General features: G+C 72.4%; 4 protein-coding genes. 3 read left to right on the top strand and 1 reads right to left on the bottom strand.

Annotated elements, in window-relative coordinates; all coding sequences use genetic code 11:
• Both HMPREF0731_RS04320 and HMPREF0731_RS04315 read left to right on the top strand, forming a co-directional pair.
• Positions 1-625: ADP-dependent NAD(P)H-hydrate dehydratase (locus HMPREF0731_RS04320; protein WP_007002807.1), on the top strand; the 625-nt coding region annotated here is incomplete at its 5' end.
• Between the two features lie 87 nt (positions 626-712).
• Entirely contained in the window at positions 713-2,116 is a 1,404-nt protein-coding gene (locus HMPREF0731_RS04315) for a malonyl-CoA decarboxylase (RefSeq protein WP_007002806.1), read from the top strand.
• A 27-nt stretch (positions 2,117-2,143) separates the two neighbouring features.
• Here HMPREF0731_RS04315 and HMPREF0731_RS04310 read toward each other — a convergent pair whose 3' ends face one another.
• Positions 2,144-2,956 (bottom strand): EAL domain-containing protein, encoded by an 813-nt coding sequence (locus tag HMPREF0731_RS04310; protein ID WP_007002805.1) that lies wholly within the window; start codon positions 2,954-2,956, stop codon positions 2,144-2,146.
• A 122-nt stretch (positions 2,957-3,078) separates the two neighbouring features.
• Between HMPREF0731_RS04310 and HMPREF0731_RS04305 the strand changes: the two genes are divergently transcribed.
• Positions 3,079-5,224 (top strand): 1-deoxy-D-xylulose-5-phosphate synthase N-terminal domain-containing protein (locus HMPREF0731_RS04305; RefSeq protein ID WP_007002804.1); only part of this gene is annotated, 2,146 nt, incomplete at its 3' end.

The raw sequence follows: 5,224 nt of genomic DNA, 5'->3' as shown, positions 1-5,224 counted from the left end.
GCTGCTGCTGCGCACCGGCGAGCCCGGGCTGATGGTGGCGGAGGAGGGGGTGGAGGCGCTGCTGGCCGACCGGCGCCGGCAGACCTGGCTGTTGGGACCTGGCCTGCCGGCCGAGGCGCCGACGCTGGCCCTGCTGCGGCGGCTGCTGCGCGCCGGGCGGCAGGTGGTGGCCGATGGCGGGGTGCTGACCGCCGCCGAGGGGCAGCCGGAGGCACTGCGCGGCTGCGCGGTGCTGACGCCGCATGCCGGGGAATTCGCGCGGGTGTTCGGCGCGCCGGGGGCGGATCGGGTCGCGGCGGTGCGCGCGGCCGCCGCGCGCTGCGAATCGGTGACGATTCTGAAAGGTGCCGACAGCATCATCGCCGCACCGGATGGGCGCGTGGCCATCAACGACCATGCGCCGCCGGCGTTGGCGATGGCGGGCAGCGGCGATGTGCTGGCCGGGCTGGTGGCGGCGCTGCTGGCGCAGGGCATGCCGCCCTTCGAGGCCGCCTGCGCCGGGGTGTGGCTGCATGGCGATGCGGCGTTCCGCGCGCTGGGCGGAGCGCCGCCGGGGGCGCCGCTGCTGCCCGAGGCGGTGCTGGAGGAAATCGGCGGCGCGATCGCCGCTTTGCTTCCCTTCTGACCCTGGGCGGGCGCAAAGTGCTCACCATATGTTTCGGCAGATTTCAGGGTGGCGCGTGCCGGCGCCGCCCCATGCAAGGGGAAGAGCATGTCCGACGTCGCCATCGCGGAATCCGGCCTGTTCGACAGGGCGCTGAACCGCCTGACCCTGCTGTGGCGGGACATGGCGGCCTCGGTCACCGGCCCGGCGGAGGAGGAGGCGTCCTGGGAGACGCGGATGCGCGCCTGCCTGGAGGCGAAGGGCGGCGAGATCTCGGCGCGCAACCGCGCCGCCGGGCTGGCGCAATCCTATCTGACGCTGGACGAGGCCGGGCGGGTCGAGTTCCTCCGCGCCCTGGCGTCCTTCGATTCGGACCCGGCGGCGGTGGAGGCGGCGATGCGCGCGGTCAGCGCCGCGGCCGACACCGCCAGCCGCGCCAGCGCCAAGGCGAAGCTGCGCCGGGTGCTGGAGCCGCCGCGGCTGCGGCTGCTGACGCAGTTCACCACCATCCCCGTCGGCGTGAAGTTCCTGGTGGATCTGCGCGCCGACCTGATGCGGCACATGGGCAGCGACCCGATGCTGCAGGCGCTGGACGCCGATCTGCGCACCCAGCTGGCGAGCTGGTTCGACCTCGGCTTCCTGGAGCTGCGGCGGATCGACTGGCAGTCGCCCGCCGCGCTGCTGGAGAAGCTGGTGGGCTATGAGGCGGTGCACCGCATCCGCACCTGGCGCGACCTGAAGAACCGGCTGGATTCCGACCGCCGCTGCTACGCCTTCTTCCACCCCCGCATGCCGGAGGAGCCGCTGATCTTCGTCGAGGTGGCGCTGGTGAAGGGGCTGTCCGGCTCGGTGCAGACGCTGCTGGACGAGCGCGCGCCGGTGCAGGACCCGCGCGCCGCCGACACCGCCATCTTCTACTCGATCAACAACTGCCAGCGCGGGCTGGACGGCATCTCCTTCGGCAATTCGCTGATCAAGCGCGTCGTCGCCCTGCTGTCGGAGGAATTCCCCAATCTCAAGACCTTCTCCACCCTCTCGCCGATCCCCGGCTTCCGCCGCTGGCTGGAGGAGCAGCTGATCGAGACGCAGCCGAAGCTGCTGAGCGAGGAGGAGAGCAAGGCGCTGGCCGAGGCGAGCGGGCTGGCCGATGGTGTCGCCGCGCTGCGCGCCCTGGTGGCGCAGCGCCGCCCTCTGGCCGAGGGCTGGTGCCAGAAGGCCGAGCCGGTGCTGACCCGGCTCTGCGCCCGCTACCTGGTGCTGGAGACCGGGCGCGATGGCCGCCGCGCGCGCGATCCGGTCGGGCATTTCCACCTGTCGAACGGCGCGCGGGTGGAGCGGGTCTGCTGGCGCGGCGACACCTCGGAGAAGGGCATCCGCGAGAGCCTGGGCTTCATGGTGAACTATCTCTACGACCCGGCGAAGATCGAGGATTACCACGAGGCCTATGTCGGCGAGGGCAACCGCGCCGCCGCCACCGCGCTGCGCAAGCTGGCGCGCAGCGTCGCCGCCTGAGGCGGGGCGCCTGACCCCGGCCCTGGCTCAGCCGGGGCAGGTGGCGGAGGGCAGCGCCTCGAATTGCGGGCGGCCCAGCAGATAGCCCTGGAACAGGGTGACGCCGAGCGCGCGCAGGGCGGCGAATTCGCCCGGCGTCTCCACCCCCTCGGCCACCACCTGGCAGCCCAGCTCGGCGCACATGGCGACGATGTGGCGCAGGATGGTGCGGCGGACCGGGTCGGCATCCATGCCGCGCAGCAGCGCCATGTCGAGCTTGACCACATCCGGGCGGAATTCGGCCAGCAGGGTCAGGCCGGAATGGCCGGCGCCGAAATCGTCGATCGCGGTGCGGAAGCCGACCTCGCGGTATTCGGCCAGGATGCGCAACAGATGCGCGGGTTCCAGCATCGCCTCGTGCTCGGTGAACTCGAAGACCAGCCGGTCATGCGGCAGGCCGACGCGGCGCGCCGCCTCCAGGCTGGTGCGGATGCAGGCGCGCGGCTCATACACCGCGTTGGGCAGGAAGTTGATCGACAGCAGCGCCGGCCCGTCCAGCAGGCCGAGGCGGGCGGCCAGCTCGATGGCGCGCACCCGGCAGGCCTGGTCGAAGGCGTAGCGGTTGCCGTCATGGATCTGCGACAGGACGCTGGCCGCGCCCTCGCCGCCCGGGCCGCGCACCAGCGCCTCATAGGCGAACAGGCCATGCCCGCCGGCGTCGCAGCGCAGGATCGGCTGGAAGGCCATGGAGAGGGGCGGCACGGGGGCGGCGGGGGTGCGGCAGCCGGCGCAGCCGCCACGGCCGGCCTCCCCCGATGGCGCGAAGCGCGGCGCGGGTCGTGGCGCGAAGGCGTGTCCCATGGCAGGCGCTTTTCGGGTTGGGGGAGGCGCCGAACTGCGGCACGCTCCGGTCAAGAGATCACGCCACGAACGGCGTGGGCCGGCTGCGGTTGCGCCGCGCGGCAGGGTAGAGGGGGACGCCGATGAACGCCACACCCGACAAGCGCAGCCTGCGCGCCGACCTGGACCCGGCGCGGCGCCTGCGCCTGTTGCGCGCGGTCGAGCGCAAGCTGCTCTGGCTCTCGGCCTGGATGATCCACCATGCCAATCATCTCCGCCCCAATCGCGACGGGCTGAAGGTGGGCGGGCACCAGGCCTCCTCCGCCTCGGTCGCCGCCATCATGACGGCGCTGTATTTCGACATGCTGAAGCCCGAGGACCGGGTGGCGGTGAAGCCGCATGCCGGCCCGGTCTTCCACGCCGTGAACTACCTGCTGGGCCGGCAGGACCGGGAGAAGCTGGAGACGCTGCGGCAGTTCGGCGGCATCCAGCCCTACCCCTCCCGCGTGAAGGATGGGGGGGAGGTGGATTTCTCCACCGGCTCGGTCGGGCTCGGCGTGGCGCTGACCAGCTTTTCCGCGCTGGTGCAGGATTATGTCCACCTCCAGGGGCTGGCGCCGGAGGGGCTGAAGCGCGGCCGCCACGTCGCCATCGTGGGCGATGCCGAGCTGGACGAGGGCAATATCTACGAGGCCCTGCTGGAGGGCTGGAAGCACGATGTGCGCGATGTCTGGTGGGTGATCGACTACAACCGCCAGAGCCTCGATTCCGTGGTGCCCGACCGGCTGTTCGGCCGCATCGAGGGGCTGTTCCGCGACATGGGGTGGAACGTCGTCACCCTGAAATACGGCCGCAGGCTGGAGGCCGCCTTCGCCCGCGAGGAGGGCGAGCATCTCCGCCGCTGGATCGACGATTGTCCGAACAGCCTCTATTCGGCGCTGACCTTCCAGGGCGGCGCCGCCTGGCGCGCCGCGCTGCTGGCCGAGCTGGGGCGGATCCCCGGCATCCGCGCCATCATCGACCCGCTGACCGATGACGAGCTGGGCGCGCTGATGACCAATCTCGGCGGCCACGACATCGAGACGCTGACCGAGGCCTTCCGCGCCCAGGCGGCGGCGGGCGACCAGCCCACCTGCTTCATCGCCTACACGGTGAAGGGCATGGGCCTGCCCTTCGCCGGGCACAAGGACAACCATGCCGGGCTGATGACGCGCGAGCAGATGGAGGCGTTCCGCGCCGAGCTGGGCATCCGCCCCGGCCATGAATGGGACCCCTTCGAGGGGCTCGACCTGCCGGAGGAGGAGCTGCGCGGCTTCCTCGACAGCGTGCCCTTCGCCCAGCCGCTGACGCCGCAGGGGCGCTGCCTCTCCGCCCCCGCCGTGCCGGTGCCGGAGCGGCTGCCCGCGCCGCGCCTGCCGCCCAACCGCATGCTCTCCACCCAGGCCGGCTTCGGCGAGCTGATGGCCGAGATCGGCCGCGGCAACCGCGAGCTGGCGCCGCTCGCCAGCCGAATCGTCACCACCAGCCCGGATGTGACGGTCTCCACCAGCCTCGGCCCCTGGGTGAACCGGCGCGGCATCTTCGACCGGCACATGAAGAACGACGTGTTCCGCGATGCCAAGCTGGCCTCGGCGCAGCGCTGGGGCATGTCGCCCAAGGGCCAGCATGTCGAGCTGGGCATCGCCGAGCAGAATCTGTTCCTCGTTCTCGGCGCGCTGGGGCTGGCGGACCGGCTGCACGGGGCGCGGCTGCTGCCGGTCGGCACCGTCTACGACCCCTTCGTCAACCGTGGCCTCGATGCGCTGATCTATGCCTGCTACCAGGATGCGCGCTTCCTGCTGGTCTCCACCCCCTCGGGGCTGACGCTGGCGCCGGAGGGCGGGCAGCACCAGAGCAGCAACACGCCGCTGCTCGGCATCGCGCAGGACCGGCTGGTGGCCTACGAGCCCGCCCATGCCGATGAGCTGGCCATCCTGATGCGCCACGCCTTCCACCACATGCAGCAGCCGGAGGGCTCGGCGGTGTGGCTGCGCCTGTCCACCCGCAGCATCGCCCAGCCCGAGCGCAGCCTGGACCCGCAGGCGGTGATCGAGGGCGGCTACTGGGCAGTGCCGCCGGCGCCGGGGGCGCGCATCGCCATCGCCTATCAGGGCCCGGTGGCGCCCGAGGCCTGGGACGCCTTCTCCCAGTTGCGGGAGGAGGAGCCGGGGGCCGGCCTGCTCGCCATCACCAGCCCGGACCGGCTGCAGGCCGGCTGGCTGGCCGCCCGCCGCGCGGCGCGGCGCGGGC

It is taken from the genome of Pseudoroseomonas cervicalis ATCC 49957 (genome assembly GCF_000164635.1).
Lineage (GTDB): Bacteria > Pseudomonadota > Alphaproteobacteria > Acetobacterales > Acetobacteraceae > Pseudoroseomonas > Pseudoroseomonas cervicalis.
The sequence above is the reverse complement of the archived record's forward strand: the minus strand, read 5'-3'. Positions and strand labels throughout refer to the sequence as shown.